Annotated in this window: 17 protein-coding genes; 11 read left to right on the top strand and 6 right to left on the bottom strand. The window is 49.9% G+C overall.

Features of this window, described 5'->3' with window-relative positions; translation table 11 throughout:
- Positions 1 to 21 precede the first annotated feature (21 nt).
- The 5 genes from F4V43_RS08415 (at position 22) to sigK (ending at position 4,025) form a co-directional block, all read left to right on the top strand.
- Complete coding sequence (locus F4V43_RS08415) at positions 22 to 591, top strand: restriction endonuclease (RefSeq protein ID WP_150457794.1); 570 nt, start codon at positions 22 to 24, stop codon at positions 589 to 591.
- A 113-nt stretch (positions 592 to 704) separates the two neighbouring features.
- Positions 705 to 1,217: a hypothetical protein gene (locus tag F4V43_RS08410; protein WP_150457793.1), complete on the top strand. Its 513-nt coding sequence runs from the start codon at positions 705 to 707 to the stop codon at positions 1,215 to 1,217.
- Positions 1,218 to 1,422: 205 nt separating this feature from the next.
- Complete coding sequence (locus F4V43_RS08405; protein ID WP_150457792.1) at positions 1,423 to 2,007, top strand: SLATT domain-containing protein; 585 nt, start codon at positions 1,423 to 1,425, stop codon at positions 2,005 to 2,007.
- Positions 2,008 to 2,020: 13 nt separating this feature from the next.
- On the top strand, positions 2,021 to 3,361 hold the full coding sequence (locus tag F4V43_RS08400; RefSeq protein ID WP_150457791.1) for a nucleotide-binding domain-containing protein: 1,341 nt from the start codon (positions 2,021 to 2,023) through the stop codon (positions 3,359 to 3,361).
- A 109-nt stretch (positions 3,362 to 3,470) separates the two neighbouring features.
- Positions 3,471 to 4,025, top strand: a complete 555-nt coding sequence (gene sigK, locus F4V43_RS08395) for an RNA polymerase sporulation sigma factor SigK (RefSeq protein WP_150457790.1) — start codon at positions 3,471 to 3,473, stop codon at positions 4,023 to 4,025.
- Between the two features lie 170 nt (positions 4,026 to 4,195).
- Here the strand turns inward: sigK and F4V43_RS08390 are convergent, their stop codons facing one another.
- A complete protein-coding gene (locus F4V43_RS08390) occupies positions 4,196 to 4,543 on the bottom strand; it encodes a putative quinol monooxygenase (protein ID WP_150457789.1) in 348 nt (115 codons plus the stop codon).
- A gap of 255 nt (positions 4,544 to 4,798) precedes the next feature.
- Positions 4,799 to 5,770 (bottom strand): DMT family transporter, encoded by a 972-nt coding sequence (locus F4V43_RS08385; RefSeq protein WP_150457788.1) that lies wholly within the window; start codon positions 5,768 to 5,770, stop codon positions 4,799 to 4,801.
- A 108-nt stretch (positions 5,771 to 5,878) separates the two neighbouring features.
- On the opposite strand from F4V43_RS08385, the gene F4V43_RS08380 reads away from it, so the two are divergent.
- A complete protein-coding gene (locus F4V43_RS08380; protein ID WP_150457787.1) occupies positions 5,879 to 6,529 on the top strand; it encodes a Crp/Fnr family transcriptional regulator in 651 nt (216 codons plus the stop codon).
- Here the strand turns inward: F4V43_RS08380 and F4V43_RS08375 are convergent.
- The 4 genes from F4V43_RS08375 to F4V43_RS08360 all read right to left on the bottom strand — a co-directional run bounded on the left by F4V43_RS08375 (position 6,516) and on the right by F4V43_RS08360 (position 10,823).
- The gene (locus F4V43_RS08375; RefSeq protein WP_150457786.1) at positions 6,516 to 7,406 is read right to left on the bottom strand and encodes a prephenate dehydrogenase dimerization domain-containing protein; all 891 of its coding nucleotides are present in this window, start codon (positions 7,404 to 7,406) and stop codon (positions 6,516 to 6,518) included. The two genes, F4V43_RS08380 and F4V43_RS08375, sit on opposite strands and share 14 nt — an antisense overlap.
- Positions 7,403 to 9,514: an aminodeoxychorismate synthase component I gene (gene pabB / locus F4V43_RS08370; protein WP_150457785.1), complete on the bottom strand. Its 2,112-nt coding sequence runs from the start codon at positions 9,512 to 9,514 to the stop codon at positions 7,403 to 7,405. Before pabB ends, F4V43_RS08375 begins: the two co-directional genes overlap by 4 nt.
- The gene (locus F4V43_RS08365) at positions 9,514 to 9,819 is read right to left on the bottom strand and encodes a chorismate mutase family protein (RefSeq protein WP_150457784.1); all 306 of its coding nucleotides are present in this window, start codon (positions 9,817 to 9,819) and stop codon (positions 9,514 to 9,516) included. Before F4V43_RS08365 ends, pabB begins: the two co-directional genes overlap by 1 nt.
- 158 nt (positions 9,820 to 9,977) lie before the next feature.
- Positions 9,978 to 10,823, bottom strand: coding sequence for an AraC family transcriptional regulator (locus F4V43_RS08360; RefSeq protein WP_150457783.1), 846 nt, complete (start codon positions 10,821 to 10,823; stop codon positions 9,978 to 9,980).
- Between the two features lie 123 nt (positions 10,824 to 10,946).
- Between F4V43_RS08360 and F4V43_RS08355 the strand changes: the two genes are divergently transcribed.
- The 5 genes from F4V43_RS08355 to F4V43_RS08335 all read left to right on the top strand — a co-directional run bounded on the left by F4V43_RS08355 (position 10,947) and on the right by F4V43_RS08335 (position 17,756).
- Positions 10,947 to 13,130 carry an alpha-galactosidase gene (locus F4V43_RS08355; RefSeq protein WP_150457782.1) on the top strand — a complete coding sequence of 728 codons (2,184 nt, stop codon included), beginning with the start codon at positions 10,947 to 10,949 and terminating at the stop codon, positions 13,128 to 13,130.
- Between the two features lie 161 nt (positions 13,131 to 13,291).
- On the top strand, positions 13,292 to 13,888 hold the full coding sequence (locus tag F4V43_RS08350) for a GNAT family N-acetyltransferase (protein ID WP_150457781.1): 597 nt from the start codon (positions 13,292 to 13,294) through the stop codon (positions 13,886 to 13,888).
- A 13-nt stretch (positions 13,889 to 13,901) separates the two neighbouring features.
- Positions 13,902 to 14,708, top strand: a complete 807-nt coding sequence (locus F4V43_RS08345; protein WP_150457780.1) for a transglutaminase domain-containing protein — start codon at positions 13,902 to 13,904, stop codon at positions 14,706 to 14,708.
- Between the two features lie 23 nt (positions 14,709 to 14,731).
- Complete coding sequence (locus tag F4V43_RS08340) at positions 14,732 to 17,155, top strand: excinuclease ABC subunit UvrA (protein ID WP_150457779.1); 2,424 nt, start codon at positions 14,732 to 14,734, stop codon at positions 17,153 to 17,155.
- 31 nt (positions 17,156 to 17,186) lie between these two features.
- A complete protein-coding gene (locus F4V43_RS08335) occupies positions 17,187 to 17,756 on the top strand; it encodes a GNAT family N-acetyltransferase (RefSeq protein ID WP_150457778.1) in 570 nt (189 codons plus the stop codon).
- The last annotated feature ends 113 nt before the right edge of the window (positions 17,757 to 17,869 follow it).

Genomic DNA, 17,869 nt, shown 5'->3' with positions numbered 1-17,869 from the left:
GCTATTAAGGAGGAGGAAATAATGAACCCGTATCGCGAATTTGTCGCAAGTATTTCAGCTACAGAATTTGAAACGTATTGTTTGGAAATATTGAATGCATATGCTGAGGCTGAATCGCTTAAAGATTTTTCTATACTTCATAACCAAAAAGTTCAGACTAATGATGCAGAGTACCAGATTGATATTATTGCTGAATTTGTGGCACTGTCTGTAGGCTTTAAAGTTATTGTAGAATGCAAGCGATATACACGACCAGTAGAACGTGAAAAGATAATAGTTTTGGCGGACAAGGTACGCACCTTAGGTGCACATAAAGGAATATTAATTTCCACCTCTGGCTTTCAAAGTGGAGCAACAGAATATGCTAAGAAGCATGGAATTGCATTGTTGCAAATATTTAATAAGGAAGTAATGCATATTCAAGCCTCGAGCAATCCCCAATTAGATTCAAAATTTATAGAATTTATTAAACAGTCACCTAAATTCTACGCTTATCAATGGAGCACGATGTTAGAAGATTTCCCTGACAAAAGAATCTTCCCCTCAGAAACGATGTTATTAGAAATTAAAAAGAAAATAGTGGAGGGCTAATACCCAAATGACCCTACTCTAACGTTTGTTCATTAGTAGTCTATAAAGAAAAAGTTGAATAACAATAGCTGTTAACCTATTTAACATCTTGGTAAATAAAAGGAGAGTACTGAATGGCTGTTTATTTTGGTAAATTGGCTGGAAAGGTAGCCTATTTCGCTTTAACATTCTTTACGTTATATTTTTTGAGTTTCTACTATGCTCTAAGAATCGTAGACACATTTGGTATAGATGAATCTATGCACTCAATAAGAATTTTAGCGTATGGAACTATGATCGCTTCAATTCTATCATTTACGGGGACTATATTTTTGCATGTTCTTTATAGATATATTGGTAAAGCTAACAACTTTGCCCCGTGGTTTAGAACAGTTAATCTTATATTTTTATATGCTTCTGGTCTTATAACAGCCATAGCAGCAATGAAGGGACTCTTACTAACTAACAATTTTATTAAAGGAAATGAAAGTATTTTTGATGATAGATTTAGCTTAATGGCAGTAATTTTCTTTATTGGTGTATTTAACTACACCCTTTATAATGCTGTTGTTTTATCTAAACCGAGAGAGATCCCGGTGATTGAATGGTTTTCTGAATTGCGTGACCATTGGAGAAGACAATTGTGATGTGGTATGAGTTTAAGTGTTGGGTGAAAATGACGGCTTCTGCTCTTGTTTATGACACTTTAGCTCTACTTTGGGAAAAAATTATACAGCCAGTACACTGCTTGCATCTTCGAGAAGTTTAGTGGGAAGAATCACACTATGCAAAGAGGACATATCATATAATTTAATAGAAAAAATTCAGAAATACTGGATTTGAGGGATGAGTATGGATAAGGATCGATTATTATATGCACTTGCTGAGAATGGCTATAATGTTGTTTTTGGTGCAAGAAAACACTTTGCTACTTACGACATCATTGAAAAAATCCCAGGTATTTTTGCCTTTTTTGGTTTGATTATTGGGGTGTGGCAAATTTACTATCCGACATTTAAATATAATACTGAAGTTTCATTAGTGTTGATCTTCCTTAGTATCATTGCCCTGTATATTGATCCATATAAATCTTCAAAAGAAGGCTACAAAGACCGTGGAGAAAAATTAATCCAATTACATAATCAATTACGCCAATTGTACTACAGTGTCAAAAGTAAATCAGTCAATGATAGCTTTATACAGGAAGAGAGTGAAATGAATCAAATTCTTACACAGTACAATACAGGTAATATCGCCAATCAAATTTTGTTTAGTGATTGGTATGCACATTATAAATTGTTTGCAAAATCGCAGTATGACTGGATTGATGAACAGAAGCACTTTAAATTCAGGGATAAGTTCCCCCTTTCTTTCCGTTTTTTTGCTTTTATAGTCATTATCGGAATTTTACTTTTGTATGTATATCGTTATTTGTAAAGGACGGATAAATATGCTCTCAAGTTCCTTTGAAACGTTTGTTAATAGTCTAAAAGTGACCGACGATGACCATTCAAAATTTAAGGTACATTATGACGAAATCGCCAAAAAACTTAATGAAATTTATTGGAAACTTGAGGACTCTCTTGATCATGCTAAATATGTAGGCTCAATTGGCAGAAAAACTGCTATTTCAGGTGTTAGTGATCTTGATATGCTATTTATCTTGCCAAAAACGGAAAAAAAACGTTTTGACGATTATCAGGGTAATGGACAGTCTGCATTATTGCAAGAAGTAAAACGGAAAATTAAAGAAATACCATCTGTAAAAGACGCTATTGTGCGTGGAGATGGGCAGGTTGTTGTAGTTGATTATTCAGAAGAAGGTTATTCTATCGAAGTATGTCCCGGATTTGAGCGCACCGACGGAGCTTTTGATTACCCAGATAGTAACGATGGTGGTAAATGGAAAAAGACTGATCCCAATCCTGAAATTGATGAAAGCATTGCCATGTCTAAGGAAACCAACGAACACTTTAAATATCTTACCCAACTCCTTCGATCGTGGAAGAATAATGAGGGCTTTAAATTTAGTGGGTTATTAATTGATACTCTCGTTTATAATTTTCTTGAAGAAAACCCATCACATAAAAGTACATCCTTCAATCTCTACCTACCTTTAATGAAAGACTTATATTTATACTTAAAAAACCAAAAAGGAGAGCAAAAGTATTGGTATGCTCTTGGTAGTAATCAGCATGTATACAACAAGAAAGGAAAGTTTATAAAGAAAGCTAAATCGGTCTATGAGAAAATTAAAGATTTGACTGAAACAAGCGAAAATGTTTATGAAGTTCTCCAAGAGGTATTCGGATTAAGCTTTCCGATGGAAGAAAGCTTTGCCAAAAGCACTATTTTTGAAACTGCAAGCTTTTCAAGAACCGAACAATACATTGAATCGACGTACCCTGTGGACATAAAATTCACTCTTCGTATAGATTGTAAAGTCGAGCAAAATGGTTTTCTTGTGGATACCCTTAGAAATGTATTAAGAAAGGGGTTTAAACTTCCACAATCTCGAAATTTAACTTTTAAAATTGAAGAAAATGAATTGAAAGACTGGCTCGATAAATCAGGTTTGTCAAGGAATTATAAAGTTTATTGGAAGGTACTTAATCGTGGGGAAGAAGCCATTCGGAGAGATATGGTACGTGGGCAGATACTTAGAGATGATGGTAAAGAGCAAAGAAAGGAACACTCTGATTTTAATGGTGAACACCTAGTTGAGTGTTACATCATTTATCGTGGGGTTTGCGTTGCGAGAGATCGAATACACGTTCCAATTATGACATAGACAAGTATCGGCAGCCTTGTCGATCAGACCACTACACGCCATTCCTGAAAAAAGATTCCTAACGATTAAAAGGAGAAGGCCACACATTATTAATTGCTGATTTTTATCAATTGAAACATCGCTAAATGAGTTTTTGACATCGTATCGTGTCCACAACCTCAAGAAATTCGACAACACCGGTGAAGACATGGAGGACCTTATCTCCATCGGCACGATCGGGCTCATCAAGGCGATTGAGAGCTACTGGTCGAACAAGGGAACGAAGCTGGCGACGTTTGCCGCCCGGTGTATCGAGAACGAGATTCTGATGCATCTGCGCTCGCTGAAGAAGACCAAGAAGGACGTCTCCCTGCACGACCCGATTGTAACGGACAAGGAAGGCAACGAAATTACTTTAATTGATATTCTCGGCTCGGACGCGGACGACATCGTGAAGGAAGTCGATCTGAAGATCGAGAAGAGCAAGATCTACCGCAACCTCGATATTCTGGATGACCGGGAGAAAGAAGTGGTGGTGGGACGCTTCGGCCTGGACACGGGAGGGGAGGAGTGGACGCAGCGGGAGATTGCGAAGGAGCTGGGAATCAGCCGCAGTTATGTGTCGCGGATTGAGAAGAGGGCGCTGATGAAGCTGTATCATGAGTTTTATAAGGCGAAGAAATGAGCATATCGGGCCTGTCTTTTGACAGGCTCTTGGTGTTGTCTGAATTTGGACATGTAGGTCCAAAGAAGAAAAAGGCGTGATCTTCCAATAACAGGAGAACCGCTGCCTCTTTAATAACAGTTAGAATCAAAATGGCTTGGTCAGCCCCTTTGCAGATAGATGGCAAGAATTCAATTCACGCTTTGGTTGAGCGGCAGAGCGGAGTACGGATGAACCGCGATACGCATTGGAGGCTCGGCGAGGAGATCAATGATCTCGTCACGGAGTTCGTCGGCAAGGGCGCTGGTTTCGTAACCTTCCTTCGCTTCGGCGGAACGGAATACCTCGACGTTCCAGAGCACATCCGGGTCGTCGTCTTCGCGAAGGATGATGAACCGGTCGGACGCACCGGACTTTTCCATACCGATGGTGGCGAGTTTAAACAGCTTGTCGCCGTTTCCGGACTTGGCGCGCATCTTGATGATGTACGCGGGTTGGTCTTGAAGGTTTACGGTTTCTGATATGGTTTTTATAGTCATGCTAATCATCCTCCTTCGGGTGTTTATCATTGGTTATCGCCGCCTGTTGACTTTGCTCAAATAGAAATTTTAAGAAATCCCTCCTTTACAAAAAATCTAACACTGTAAGATTAAACCTTACAGTGTTAGATGGTATCATGGACTTTTGAACTTTGTAAAGCTTAAACTTACACCGTTAGATATAAAAGTGTCTGTCTTGCCTGCGTACCTTTGGCCTGAAGAGTCAGGCTTCCGCGCGGACAGTGATTGCTGTAATCAAGAAGGCGCATCTCCTCTGCTTGTCATGCCTCTTGCCGGCTCACTTCGTCTCTTGGATCGGCGCGGTCTTGTTTCCACCTTTCCATGCGGCGCCTTGGCAAGGACGATCACTGTCGATAGAATCAGCCCAAATCCTACCAAGTCGATGATCTCAAAGGTTTCATGGAGCCATACCGCGGAAAGGATGGTAGCGATTACCGGTTCTACAGAAGAGAGAAGGCTTCCTTGGGTCGCTCCGATCCGCTTCACCCCTTCCAAGTACAGGGTGTAGGATAATAGAGTTCCGATGAATATGATCGCGCCCATGGCCATATAGGCTTGTGTACTGTGGATACCGCTCGAATGCCAAGGTCTAAATATCAAGAAAAGAACCGCGCCGCCCACCAGCATTCCCCAGGCCGACACGACCAGAGTCCCCATCTTGTTCATTAACCGCTGCGGCTGAGTGCTATAGATGCCAAAGGAGGCGGCGCTTACCAATCCCCAGATTAAAGACTCCCGAGAGATGGATAAGGAATGGATATTCCCATGCGTAGCTACAACAAAAATTCCTGCCAGGATCAGACATACGGCGATAACTTCAAAGATGGCGGGTTTTCTTCGGGTCCCTATTAAAGTATAGAAGATAATAAATATGGGGCTGGTGTAGCTGATAAATGTGGACGTAGCGGCATTCGAAGTGGCGACCGACGAGAAATACGAGTATTGGCATAGAGCGGTTCCTAATATTGCGAAAATCAGCATATCTATCCTGTTGTTTCTCTCTTTCCAGACAGCCAATACGGGTTGGCCTTTGAGGATAAGCAGGATAAGCAGAAGAGCGCCTGCGCTTAGAAGTCTGACCGATACGAGCCATTCGGAAGTTAACTGCTGATACTGAAAAAGGTATTGACCGCATACCCCCGATAGCGCCCAGCACGCGCCTCCTAATATCGCGAACAGACGCCCTACTTTTTTACTGTCTTGCATTCCATCTCCTCCGGTATTTCAATATAATATATACCAAAAAATAACATGGATTGTTCAGCTTACCTGTAGTATAGGCTACAATCCAGTGAATCTTGTCGGGAGGGTAGAATGGTAACAATAAAGGTACCGGAGTCGTTATATCCCTATTTCCAGCAGGCCGGGAACAGCATGGGAGTCCGCCCCGGGGAACGAATCTATATGCAGGGGGATCAAGCCAACCGCCTGTATCTGATTACCAAAGGACGAGTGAGAGTCTACTGCATATCTAAGGAAGGGGAGGAACTGACGATTGAAATCGTGGAGAAGGGACGTATCTTCGGGGAGTCCTCCTTTCTCTACGAAGCGACAAGGCAAACAACCGTAGATGCCGTGAATGAGGTGGAATTGGTATCGTGTACCCTGGAAAGTCTCTCTCCTTATCTGAATCAATCGAAGGAGCTTACCTTCATTCTGTTCCAACTCTTATCCAGCACATGCAGTCATTTGTCTCATCAGCTCAAGCGTTCGAACTTGTATAATCGCTATGAAAAAGTAGCCAGTTTCCTGCTGGATGAAACGGTATACCCGAATAAAGACAAGGGAATCCGGGAGAACTGCATTCCGTATTCTCATGAGGAACTGGCTGTATGCCTGGGATTGAACCGGGTTACGGTTACGAAGGTGCTGAATGACTTCAAGCAGCGAGGATGGATTGATTTGCAGTATAAGAAGGTCATTATCCTCAATCGGGCGGCATTGAGCGAATTTATAGGATTCTAGACGATCCCTTGAATATCGAGGAACAAAGCGCCTGATACGAGGCGAGCTCGTCTCCAAACATCTCACGGATGGTATTCAATACATCGGTAAAATCATGGAAGGCGGGTTCGGCCGTCGTCAGCACATGCAGTCGATCGGCAGCGGCAATCAACATGCTGCGCGCTGTCGACGCATTCGGGTTCGCCGTTTGTACATCCCAATAGACCTCCGGAGTGCCCGAACTGATCCGGGCCAGCAAGGCAAGCAGGGTGGAATGGGGAGGCGGCGCAAGAGCGCTTAATTTGGCGATATCGACATGGAGAGCAGAGAGCGCCAGTCCAAAAGATAGGATACTGGCATGGGTAAGCGCCTGCATGGCCGCCACCAGTCCATCATGTTCTTCGGCTTCCAGCCGTTCTACGCGTCCCCCCAGACCCGATAATAAGTCGAGCAGTTCCGCCGCACGAGGCCCCTCGTTCCGGATAATGGCTGCGACCGGACGGCCTGCGATGCCTAGATCCGGTGCGAACATCGGATTCAGCCCCACGACCTCCTGTGAGATGCCCAAAGCTTCAATCTCCAGGGCCATAGGCTTCTGTACCGAAAGCGTATGAACGAGCAGCGAGTCGCTCTTCATCAGACGGCTTACCGGGAACACCGCGTGCAGAGCCGCTTCTTCCGGCAGGGACAGCATCACCAAATCTGCCGATTGGATCGCTGCTGCGGCTTCGGGAGTCGGCGAGGTGATATCACATTGAACCAGTTTATATTTGACAGCGGAGAAGTGAAGGTCGATCAGAGAGACTTCCGCTCCGGCTTTGGCCAGAAGAGCGGCGAACATGCTGCCGACACTGCCGGTTCCCCCCGCTATGACGCATCGACGAAGGAGCCGGGTCATGTGAAGTCACCCGACCAAGCCAGACTTGCCGCGTCCTGACTCGACATGGTAATGGCCGAGATCATAGCCCGAGCCTTCACTTGTGTCTCCTCATACTCTTCTTCGGGGTCCGACAAAGCCGTTATGGCGCCCCCGACTCCAAAAGTAACGCTATCTGCACCGACGACAATCGTTCGTATAACGATACTGAGATCGGCGAGGCCGCTTAGTGCGAACCAGCCAATTCCTCCCGAATAGATCCCGCGCGGCCCGTCCTCCAGCCGGTCAATGATCTCCATGGTGCGGATCTTCGGAGCGCCCGTCATGGATCCCCCCGGAAAAGCTGCCCGTATACAATCCACCGTCGATTTATCCGGACGGAGCGTGCCTCGAATCGTTGAGATGAGCTGATGCACAGGTTTGTAGGTTTCGACATAGAAAATTCTGGGGACATGGACGGAGTTGACCGTACATACGGTGTTGAAATCATTCCGGACCAGATCGACAATCATCAGATTCTCTGCGCGGTCTTTCTCCTGGCTAAGCAACTCATTGCGTAATTGTTCATCCTCTGAAGGAGTGATGCCGCGTTTGCGCGTGCCTTTAATGGGCTTGGATTCCACCACGCGTTCCTCATTAATGGTCAGAAATCTCTCGGGAGAGGCGCTGAGCACCGAGAGGTCAGGGTAATGCAGGAACGCGCCATAAGGGACCGGACTTATGCGACGCAAATGAGTATACGTAGTCCATGGGTCAATAGTGGTAGGTAGGGTGGCCATGTTAGTCAGACAAATTTCGTAAGATTCCCCATTCCGTATCTTCTCCTTACACGCGTCAATTAATTTCAGGTAGGATTCACGGTCATGACGGAATTTGAGGTTCAAATTATGCTCGGGGACCGCCGTAAGCGCCGGGGACGGATCTTGCGTGTTCAACTGGCGCGGGAGCCGGGCCAGGCGCCGCTCCATGGAATCGAACCAGGCGATCGCTTCGCGATCATCCGCATCGACCGAGAGGCATACCAAATACGTGGTCTTCTCCAGGTGATCCAGAACCATGAACCGATCGGCAAACAGCAGGGCCGCATCCGGGGTGGCGGAATCGTTCCGATTCCTTCCGCATGTCTCGGCTTTCAGTTCGTAGCCAATATACCCTACATAGCCGAGATTGAAGGCAAAAGGAAGACCTTCCGGCGCTGGCGTATGGCGAAGCTGAATTTGCTCATCGAGGTAATCAAAGAACGGCTGGTGAACGGACAAGGTTTCTTGGCCGTTACGATGAATTCGGACTACGCCTTCGGCAACTCGATAGGTCATGTACTCTGCGTGTACGCCGCTGCCGTCGCCCATGTAGGAGAAACGCGAGAGACCTTCGACAACATGGCTGCTGTCCAGCCAAAAGCCGTGTTCGGAAGTTAAGAAGAGTTCCCGGAATGTTGTCTCGGCATCCGGAAAGACGTCGAGTCTGCGGTATTGAATCCGGTACTTCGCAGAACTGGAGGCTGCAACTGGATCGACCGCTTGCTGAGAGCGTACCCGCTCGGTGCGAGAAGGGGTCAGATCGCGGAAATTGGTTAATAGTTCTCTCCCGAATTCACTGCAGATTGATTCCGGGTGAAACTGTACGCCCCAAATGGGAAGAGAGCGATGCCGAAGGCCCATCACTAAGCCATCCGGACTCCACGCGATAGCCTCCAGGTCTTCGCTTAGCTCTGTCGCAACCAGGGAATGATAGCGTACCACGGAGAACGGAGAGGGCAGGCCGGAGAAAATGTCTGTACCCTTATGGAACACCGGTGAGATACGTCCGTGCATAGGTTCGGGAGCGTGATGAATGCGGCCTCCGAACAGATGCGCAATCCCTTGATGGCCCAGACAGACCCCCAGAACGGGTAGTCCGGAATGGAGTATGGCCGTTGCGCTGATTCCAAAATCATCCTCCCTGTCCGGTCTGCCCGGACCCGGAGAAATGACAATGTTGTCTATATTCTCAAGCGGAATGGTCCTCCAGTCCGCATCATTGCGAACAACAACGGGGGGCGTGCCATTCACTTCGCTGATAATTTGGTACAGATTGTAAGTGAATGAATCGTAGTTGTCGATCAGAAGGGTATGAATCTGGTTAGGCATTACGGTTGTCCTCCAACTCCTGTATGGCCGATGATGATATCTTCAACCCGGCAGGTCTCTGAAATGATAAGTTCGTACAATTGCCTTAGAAAGTCTGCTCGAATATGAGAGGCTTCAGCAAACTGTGCCGCTCGTTCATGAACAAAGTGAATCCGGTTCGGCTGCATCATCGGAATGTGATGTTCGCGCTTATGCAGCGCAATCTGAACGCAACAATCCAGACGGGCTTTTATCGTATTCAATAATTGTACGTCGATCTTGTCCAGTTCCCCTCGTAAGGCTTCAAGCGTGTGGTCCTCTACCATAGTGGTTCCTCCTTTATAATCCTTTACAATCCTAAGTCAACACTACGTTGGCTTCCTGAATTTGTAAATAGATAGATTGGACTAAGGAGATGAGATTAATGGAGATAATCCCTATCTATTAGTAGAAATGAATATAGACTCATTCACGAATATGCAGACTAGATCCTTTTGGAAGTCTGTCCCAGCAGTTCCGCCCGGTAGTGCTGGGGCGAGGAGCCCTTTACCTTCTTGAACATCTTGGAGAACAGCAGAGCGTCGTTATACCCGACGGATCGGGAAATGTCAGCAATCGAGAGCTCGGCATTCCCCATCATTTCGCATGCTTTGCGGATTCGGTGGCGGATCAGATACTCCTGAATGCTGAGATGCATGCTCTGCTTGAACAAGGTGCAGAGGTAGCTTCGGTTGAGGCCGATGGATTGGGCAATATCCTCTACGGTAATTTTGTAGGGATAATTCATTTCGATAAAGCTTCGGACTCTCTCGGCGTAAAGCTCGCCCCTTGATCCCGCGGGCTCGGCGGAAGCCGACGGTGCCGGGCTGGACTCAATGAGCAGGGAGAGCAGCAGATAAATCAGACCGGTCAGCGCAGCTTCCCGCGCTTGGCCTAACCCCTTGGAATCCTGCATCCACTGCAAATACTGCTCGATCCGGTTGTCCTTCCCGTAGCGGAAGACCGGGGAATTCCGGGATAAGCCCGCTTGCTTCAGCAGCAGCTCGGAGGAGGTCCCGGCGAACCCGAACCAGCAATAGGACCAGGGATTCGACGTGGAGGCCTGATAATAGGTAATGACCCCCGGACAAATGAGAAATCCCTGTCCTTGGCGCAGCGGATAACGTGCGCCGCCTACCTCGTAGAACCCCTCTCCGTCCAGCACATAATGGAGCAAATAATGCGTTCTTATGGCCGGTCCAAAGAAGTGGCCCGGAATGCAATCCTCCCTGCCGAACTGCGTCAGGTGCAGCTCCGAATGCTGTTGGCTGCCGGGCAAATATTCAATCACTGCAAGGCTCCTCTCTTGAACATATCTAGTATTATGCCATATTTAGTGATCATCTTGCTATGTACTTGATGCTTGAAGGTGGTTTATCCTTGCAAGTATTAAACCATAAAGGGAGTTGCGGTCATGGGCATCATCGTTCAGGAACAGACCGGCCTGTTCCACCTGACGTCTACAGGCATGAGTTATATTTTACAGATTATAAACGGGTATCCGGCGCATATATATTGGGGCAGCCGGCTGAAGCACCGGGAATCGCTGACGGATCTGCTGATCCATACCCCGAACCAAGCCGGACTGGACCGTCTTCCGCAGGAATATCCGCAATACGGGAGCGGGGATTTCCGGAATCCGGCCTATCAGGTTGAGCTGGAGGACGGAACCCGGATTACGGAGCTTACCTACAAGGGATACCGGGTGAATCCGGGAAAGCCGGCTCTGCCCGGTCTTCCCGCTGTCTATACCGAGGACGAGACGGAAGCGGAGACGCTGGAACTGGAATTGGAGGATGCTTACTCCGGTCTGCGGGTGAAGCTGTCCTACACGATATTTGCGGAGCGGAATGTGATCGCCCGCTCTGTCCGCTTCTGCAATGAAGGGCAGAAGAAGCTGCGGCTGCGCCGCGCTCTGAGCGCAAGCGTCGATTTTGCCGGAAAAAGCGATTATGAAATGGTCTATCTGTCCGGCGCCTGGGCCCGGGAAGGCAACCTGACCCGCAAGGCGCTGCATCAGGGAGAAATCCGCATCGACAGCAAAAGAGGGATGAGCAGCCATCAATTCAACCCGTTCGCCGCTCTGGTGGCTCCAGGGACGACGGAAACCCAAGGGGAAGCCTACGGCTTCAGTCTGGTCTACAGCGGCGGCTTTGAAGCGGACGCCGAACTGGACTCCTTCGGTTCCGTGCGTCTTGGTATCGGAATGAACGCTTTTGACTTCGCCTGGCTGCTGAATCCCGGCGAGAGCTTCCAGACACCGGAGACGGTGATGGTCTATTCCGCGCAAGGATTGGGCGAAATGTCGCGGACTTATCATCGCCTGTACCGTACCCGGCTGTGCCGGGGACAGTACCGGGACCGGGAACGTCCGGTTCTCGTCAACAACTGGGAGGCTACTTACTTTAACTTCCATGCGGATAAACTCGTAGCGATCGCGGAAGAAGGGGCCAAGCTTGGCATCGAACTGTTCGTGCTGGATGACGGCTGGTTCGGTCAGCGCGATTCCGACAATTCCTCTCTCGGCGACTGGTTCGAGGACCGGCGGAAGCTTCCTGGCGGATTGGCGGATGTGGCGAAGCGGATCAACGGGCTTGGATTAAAGTTCGGGCTCTGGGTGGAGCCGGAGATGGTCTCTCCGGACAGCGAGCTCTACCGCAAGCATCCCGACTGGTGTCTGCATGTCCCGGGCCGCAGACGCAGCGAAGCCAGATGGCAGCTGGTGCTGGATTATACCCGCCGCGAGGTGCGCGATTATATCTTCAATTCGCTCTCGGCTATTTTCTCCATCGTGCCGGTTGCTTATATCAAATGGGATATGAACCGCTGCCTGACGGAGATCGGCTCGGCCGATCTGCCGCCCGAACGCCAATCGGAGACGGCCCACCGCTATGTATTGGGGCTGTATGAACTGCTGGAGCGGATAACGAAGGCCTTCCCGGACATTCTGTTCGAGAGCTGCGCAAGCGGGGGCGGACGCTTCGATCCCGGTATGCTCTACTATATGCCGCAGACCTGGACCAGCGACAATACGGACGCCGCAGAGCGGCTGAAGATTCAATACGGCACCAGCCTGATCTACCCGGCAAGCGCTATGGGAGCGCATGTATCGGCCGTGCCGAACCACCAGGTTGGCAGAGTGACGCCGCTTGATTTCCGCGGCCATGTCGCGATGTCCGGGAACTTCGGATACGAGCTGGATCTGACGGCGTTTACCGAAGAGGAGAAGACGGCGGTCCGGCGTCAAGTTGCGGATTACAAAGAAATTCGCGGTCTGGTGCAGAAGGGCGATTTGTACCGGCTGAAGAGTCCGTTCGAAGGAAACGAGGCGGCTTGGATGTTTGTATCGGAGGATAAGGAAGAAGCCTTGGTCTACTGCTTCCAGGTCATGGCGGTGCCCAATGCGCCCCGGCGCACCGTACGTCTGGCTGGCCTTGAGCCGGAACTGGAGTATGAAGTCAGGTCCGGAAATGACGGGGCTTGCTCCGTCTACGGGGGGGACCGCCTGATGGAGTTGGGCTTGCCCCTGGACATGAAGCAGAACGATTATGAGAGCGTCTGGTTCCGATTGAAGACGGCAGGCGCGATGAGAAAGTAGACCGGAGCTTTATCATACTTCAGTTGGGATAAAGATGTGTAAATAAGGGGATAAACCGAAGATTGAAGAGGCTCGTTCCAACAGGGAACGGGCCTCTTTATTGCTGATGGAAGGAAGGGACCGGCCGTGTTATTCTATTAGGCAACAGGGAGGCGACGACCATGGAAGGACCCCATATCAAGGTCAGGGAAATCACGCCGGACGAAGCGCCCGCGCTGCTTGAGCTGCAGCTGGAGAACCGCGACTGGTTTGAACGCTTCTCGCCGGCGCGTGCACCCGGCTTCTACACGCTGGAGCATCAGCTCCAGCTAATCCGGAAGCAGGAGGAAGCCAGAAGGCAGGATCAAGCCTACGAGTTCGGAATCTTCACGAACACCGGCGGCAGGCTGATCGGGACGATCAGTCTTTTTCAAATCCGAAGAGGTCCGCTTCAAAGCGCGCTGATTGGATATGATCTGTCCCGCGCCTGTAACGGCAAAGGCTATACGACAGAAGCCGTCCGGCTTCTGGTGGACTGCGGCTTCCGCCGGCTGGGGCTGCACCGGATCGAAGCGGGGGTCATGCCGCATAATATCGCCTCCATCCGGGTGCTGGAGAAATCCGGCTTTCAGAAGGAGGGCCTTGCCCGGCAGAACGTCCGGATCAACGGCCGGTGGGAGGACCACCAGGTGCTGGCGATTCTTAATCCTGACGACGGAGAAGAAGGCGCAGAGCCGGAACCAGGACAGGCCACGGATAAAATGGAGAAGCGCCAATAAAGGGGACACTCGGATGAATCAACTTCAGTTGCTGCAGTTCTATCAATCCTATACGCCCAGCACGAACCCGCATGAACTTGCTTACTTGTACGAAGATATGCCGGAGGACTGGAGCGAGCTGTGCCGCTTGATTAAGTGCCAGTTGATTCACCCGGCGGCGGTCAGCAAAGTCCGGCACTTGCTCGCTTCCCATACGAAGAATGAGGACGAGCATTTCTATACGGTCCATGACATGCTGGAAGCGCTGCTGGACCGCAACGCGAACGGCCTGATCGATGAACGGCTTCCCCGGGAAAGGCTGATCCTCTCCTGCCGGTTCCATTCGATTCTGCTTCTGTCCATCGCCCGTTCCAAAGGGATACCGGCCCGCGGAAGAGTAGGATTCGCACGCTACCTCTCGGAGAATGAACTGAAATATATCGATCACTGGATTTGCGAGGTGTGGGACGAGAGCGGGGGACGGTGGGTACGGATCGATCCCGATATGCAGATTGTCGATCTCCGGGGAGACGGATATTTGCTGGCGGGAGAGGCTTGGCTGATGGCCAGGGACAAAGAGATCAACCCGAAGCTGTTCGGGGTGAAGAAGTCCTGGGGAATGCATTATATCCGCAACAATCTCTGCTATGACCTGCATGCGGTTCTGGGCCGGGAGCTGCGTTACTGGGACTATCCTCCGATCTGTCAGAGGAATATGGAAGACCTGGATTTCGAAGAGCTGCAGCTGCTGGATGAAATTGCGGTCTGTCTGGAAGATCCGGACTCCCACATGGAAGAATTGCAAAGGATTCTTGAGGAGAATGAAGCTCTGCAATTCTAAGCCTGAGAGAAGGGACAAAGAGAATGAAAGACCTTGAAGTGTACAATGCCAGACTGCATAATCTCCGGAACATCACAACGTCGATTCCGAAGAATCAATTTATCGTCGTCACCGGGGTGAGCGGATCGGGCAAATCCAGCTTTATCTTCGATACGCTCCATCAGGAAGGGCAGCGGCTCTACCTGGAGGCGCTGGGCATGGCGCATGAAGTAGTCAACTACGATTCGTTCGACATGATCCAGGGACTGAGTCCGACCATTGCCGTGCAGCAGAGGACGGTCAGCAATATGAACCCAAGGTCCATCGTAGGAACGGTCACCCGGCTCCTGAATCTGATGGCGCTGATCTATGTCAACGAAGGGACCCGGGAAGGGGAAGAACGAAGTTCGTCCCCCGGTTATATTCCCGGAATGTTCATGTTCAACTCTCCTCACGGCGCCTGTCCGACCTGCAGCGGCAGAGGGACCATCAGCGAAGTGAACATGGCCCGCATTCTTCCTTCGGAGCAGGAGACCATCGAGGCCTGGCATGAGCAGGCCTATCAATTTCCGCAGCGCAAGAAAGAAGAGAAGGAATATGTGTCCAAGCGGTTCGATAACTTTATCAAGCAGTACGAAGTGGCCGCAGATACGCCATTCTCGCAGCTGACCGATGAAGCCAGAGAGGTGTTTCTGCACTACCGGCCCAAACGCTCCCAGAGCAAGGGACATCTCATCTTCTACGGCGTGAAAATCGTCATCGAGGAGAAATTGAAGAAGGTGAACCTGCAGCAGCTGCCGGATCTTCATACGACCCGGACCTGTCCGGCCTGTCAGGGCTACCGGCTCGGGGGAAGAGCGCTTTCGATCAAGATAGAAGGGAAGCATATCGGAGAGCTATGCCGGCTGAATCTGTCCGGGCTGGGCGCTTTCTTTCGGCATTACCTGGATTCCAGACCGCACAACGCCTTTGTAGCTCATCTCCTGAAAGAGATCTTGAGGAAGCTGGACGGTATGGAAAGGGTCGGATTGTCTTACCTGGATTTATACCGGGAGCTGCCATCGTTAAGCGGCGGAGAAATTCAGCGGCTGCACATGATGACCCATCTCTCCGCTCCAATCGACTCCATCATCTATATCTTCGATGAACCGACGGCCGGCCTGCATGAGAGGGAGAAAGACAAACTGATCGAGAGCTTTCGTTCCCTGCAGCAGCAAGGCAATACCGTGATTGTGGTAGAGCATGATGAGAGCGTCATCCGCGAAGCCGATTATATTCTGGATTTCGGGCCGGAGGCGGGAAGCTTGGGCGGTTCGATTGTCTATCAAGGCGACTTGGCCGGGTTCCTTGGGAGTTCGGAGTCGATAACGTCACGATATCTGCGTCACAAGCCGATGCCGCCCAAGGATTATGTCTTTCAGACCCAGACGCCGGGTCCGAAGCTCTCCATCCGGAATGCGCAAATCCATAATCTGAAGAGCGTCGATGTGGATATTCCGCTCGAGGGAATCGTCGGAATCTGCGGGATGTCCGGGAGCGGCAAGAGCTCCCTTATGATGGGCACGCTCATTCCGAAGCTGCAGTCGCACTTCAGAGAGAAGCAGGCGGACAAGCGGCAGCCGGACGGCGAGGATGAAATCTATGGCGAAAGGGAGACAAATGAGCCGAATTCGGAGGCTGTGCTGGAAGGCGCCGAGAATGTGGAAAGCTGGATCATCGTGACCCAGCAGCTGGCCCGCAGACATGAGAATTCAATCGTTGCGACGTTCCTCGGCATATGGGAACCGATCCGCCAGCTTTTTGCCATGCAGGAAGAAGCAATCCGCCGGGATTTCACCAAAGAGTCCTTCTCTTTCAATTCGGCAGGCTCCTGCCCGGTATGCAACGGATACGGGTATATCAAGAGAGCCATGGGACCCCTGGCCTTCAATGAGGAATGCCCGGGTTGCGAGGGAACCCGCTTCAAGGCGGAAGTGCTCCAGGTGAAATACAAGGAGCGCAGCATTTCCGACATCCTGGGAATGTCGGTTGCCGAGGCCCATGCCTTTTTTGAAGATCAGTCCAAAGTGCGGAGCCTGCTTGCCGTCATTGAAGAACTGGGGATGGGCTACATCCTTCTGGGGCAAAGTCTTACGACCTTGAGCGGCGGGGAGGCCCAGCGGCTGAAGCTTGCCAGAGAGCTGGGGAAAGAGAGCAAAGACGGACGCTGTCTGTATATTCTGGATGAGCCTACGGTCGGCCTCAGCTACTACGACGCCGAGAAATTGCTGATGATCTTGAGCCGCTTGGCAGGCAACCGTCATTCGGTACTTCTGATTGAGCATGATCCTTATGTTCTGTCCTATTGTGATTATCTGATCGAGCTCGGACCGGGTTCGGGGGAACGCGGGGGAGAGATCATCGCAACCGGAACTCCGGAACAATTGAAGGCCTGCCCGGGATCGGTCATAGGTCCGTTCCTTCTATAGAGCAGGAAAGTGAAAAGGGGAGAAATCCAGCGTGGTAATCGACCGTTTATTCCGTGCTTTTCCTGAAATCGAATCCGGGCGTCTTGCGCTTCGCGAAATCGAAGACAGACATCTGGATGGGGTGTATGAGCTCTACAGCAATGAGAAGGTATTTGAATACTGCGGCATTCTTCCCAAGAACAACAGAGCAACGCTGAAGACGATGATCGGGCGCTTCAGCCGTGACTTTCAGAAGAAATCAAGAGTGAAATGGGGAATCTTCTACTCTGACGATCCGAATTCTTTATTAGGAATTATAGAGGTTTTTGAGATCCATCAGAAAGTGAACGCTGTAACCCTGGGCTACTACTTGTCGGAATCCCGCTGGGGGCAGGGCATAGCTTCGGAAGCGGTGGGACTCGTGGTGCGCTTTCTGTTTCAGCAAGTGAAGGTGAACCGGATTCAGGCGGAGGTCATGCCGGGAAACGGTGCGTCGAAGCGGGTGCTGCTGAGAAATGGCTTCAAATATGAAGGAACGTTGAGACAAGCGGCTCTCTGGTCCGGGCAAGGTATTGTGGATTTGGAGATATACGGATTGCTTCTGGAAGAGTATGCGCTTTAGCGCTGGTCCCCCATGAGGGAGACGCGATAATCTCCTGGGCGCTCTTTTTTGTTGTCCGGGCTATGTTTCAATAGCTCGAAATGTGGGTATATAAGCTATATTTTGCAGGATAA

The sequence above is a fragment of the Paenibacillus spiritus genome, assembly GCF_008710135.1.
GTDB lineage: Bacteria > Bacillota > Bacilli > Paenibacillales > Paenibacillaceae > Paenibacillus_AQ > Paenibacillus_AQ glufosinatiresistens.
This window is presented reverse-complemented; position numbering and strand designations above follow the sequence as displayed.

Excerpts from the sequence above, each read along its gene's own strand:
- F4V43_RS08410 (WP_150457793.1), top strand. The coding sequence starts at position 705 with ATGGCTGTTTATTTTGGTAAATTGGCTGGAAAGGTAGCCTATTTCGCT.
- F4V43_RS08345 (WP_150457780.1), top strand. The coding sequence starts at position 13,902 with ATGAATCAACTTCAGTTGCTGCAGTTCTATCAATCCTATACGCCCAGC.
- F4V43_RS08415 (WP_150457794.1), top strand. The coding sequence starts at position 22 with ATGAACCCGTATCGCGAATTTGTCGCAAGTATTTCAGCTACAGAATTT.
- F4V43_RS08340 (WP_150457779.1), top strand. The coding sequence starts at position 14,732 with ATGAAAGACCTTGAAGTGTACAATGCCAGACTGCATAATCTCCGGAAC.
- F4V43_RS08355 (WP_150457782.1), top strand. The coding sequence starts at position 10,947 with ATGGGCATCATCGTTCAGGAACAGACCGGCCTGTTCCACCTGACGTCT.
- F4V43_RS08405 (WP_150457792.1), top strand. The coding sequence starts at position 1,423 with ATGGATAAGGATCGATTATTATATGCACTTGCTGAGAATGGCTATAAT.
- F4V43_RS08350 (WP_150457781.1), top strand. The coding sequence starts at position 13,292 with ATGGAAGGACCCCATATCAAGGTCAGGGAAATCACGCCGGACGAAGCG.
- F4V43_RS08385 (WP_150457788.1), bottom strand. The coding sequence starts at position 5,770 with ATGCAAGACAGTAAAAAAGTAGGGCGTCTGTTCGCGATATTAGGAGGC.
- pabB (WP_150457785.1), bottom strand. The coding sequence starts at position 9,514 with ATGCCTAACCAGATTCATACCCTTCTGATCGACAACTACGATTCATTC.
- F4V43_RS08400 (WP_150457791.1), top strand. The coding sequence starts at position 2,021 with ATGCTCTCAAGTTCCTTTGAAACGTTTGTTAATAGTCTAAAAGTGACC.
- F4V43_RS08365 (WP_150457784.1), bottom strand. The coding sequence starts at position 9,819 with ATGGTAGAGGACCACACGCTTGAAGCCTTACGAGGGGAACTGGACAAG.
- F4V43_RS08375 (WP_150457786.1), bottom strand. The coding sequence starts at position 7,406 with ATGACCCGGCTCCTTCGTCGATGCGTCATAGCGGGGGGAACCGGCAGT.
- F4V43_RS08390 (WP_150457789.1), bottom strand. The coding sequence starts at position 4,543 with ATGACTATAAAAACCATATCAGAAACCGTAAACCTTCAAGACCAACCC.
- F4V43_RS08380 (WP_150457787.1), top strand. The coding sequence starts at position 5,879 with ATGGTAACAATAAAGGTACCGGAGTCGTTATATCCCTATTTCCAGCAG.